1 protein-coding gene is annotated in these 1197 nt (G+C 50.2%); it reads left to right on the forward strand.

Annotated features, from left to right (window positions below; translation table 11 throughout):
* Positions 1-76: 76 nt before the first annotated feature.
* Positions 77-1158 (forward strand): IS3 family transposase gene (locus ACYVFD_RS35955; RefSeq protein ID WP_461095447.1). Its coding sequence is split into 2 segments (ribosomal slippage): positions 77-329 and positions 329-1158, totalling 1083 coding nucleotides; the frame shifts between segments, so codons are not numbered across the junction.
* Positions 1159-1197 lie beyond the last annotated feature (39 nt).

Raw genomic sequence — 1197 nt, forward strand, 5'->3', positions numbered from 1 at the left:
TTGTCCTGACCCCCTAAAAGTGAGCCAGTGAAAAGTAGAGTAAAAAACTTTAATTTCATTGGTAAACAAAAGGGAAATGAAAGCAACACGATTTACCGAATCGCAGATCGTAGCGATTCTTAGGCAGCAAGATAGTGGCCAAACGGTCGCTCAGATCACCCGTGAACATGGTATTAGCGAGGCCACGTTTTATAATTGGCGCGCCAAATATGGCGGCATGCAGGTGTCGGAAGTCAAGCGGCTTAAAGAGTTGGAGGAGGAAAACCGGCGCCTTAAAAAGATGTACGCGGAGCTAAGTTTACAAAACGAAATCATCAAAGAGGCTCTGGCAAAAAAGTGGTAGGGCCCACCGAGCGTCGAGGAGTGGTCAGGTGGCTGGTTGAGCACAAACGAATTAGTCAACGCAAAGCCTGTCGTTGGGTGGGTCTGAGCCGCAATGCGCTAGCAGCGCCAGCGGTCATTAAAGAGAAGGACAAAGCGTTAGGGAACCGGATTACCCAGTTGGCCCGGCGGCACAAACACTGGGGAGTGCTCAAGATTTATCGTCGGTTACGTAAGCAGGGAGAGCTAGTTAATCATAAGCGGGTCAGGCGGCTGTATCGAAACTTGGGCCTAAGCCTACGCCGAAAGACGAAAAAGCGCCTACCGGAGGCCGTGCGTCGGCCACTGCCAAAAGCCACGGCTTGTAATCAGTGTTGGTCGTTAGATTTCACATCGGATAATTTGACGGGTGGACGAAAGTTCAGGACTTTAAATGTGGTCGATGATTATAACCGGGAAGCCCTGGGTGTTGAAATCGATTATTCCTTACCCGCTCAGCGTGTGGTCCGTCATCTAAACCGTTTAGTGGAGCAGTACGGCAAACCCGAACGGCTGCGGAGTGATAATGGGCCGGAGTTTATCAGTCAGGCTTTGCAGGACTGGTGTACCGACCAGACGGTTGAGTTGTGTTGGATTGAACCGGGCAAGCCTACTCAAAATGCGTATATTGAACGCTTCAACGGGACCTTTCGGCGAGAGGTGTTAGACGCTCATATTTTTACGAGTATTCGACAGGTACGCCGAATAGTGGATGAGTGGTTGGTGGAATACAACACGGAGCGACCTCATCAAGCCTTGAAGTTCATGACGCCGGTTGAATACCGACAGGCGGCTTAAACTCCAGTTAAAACTGGCTCATAAAACGGGGTAAGGACA

This window comes from Spirosoma gilvum, from assembly GCF_054776815.1.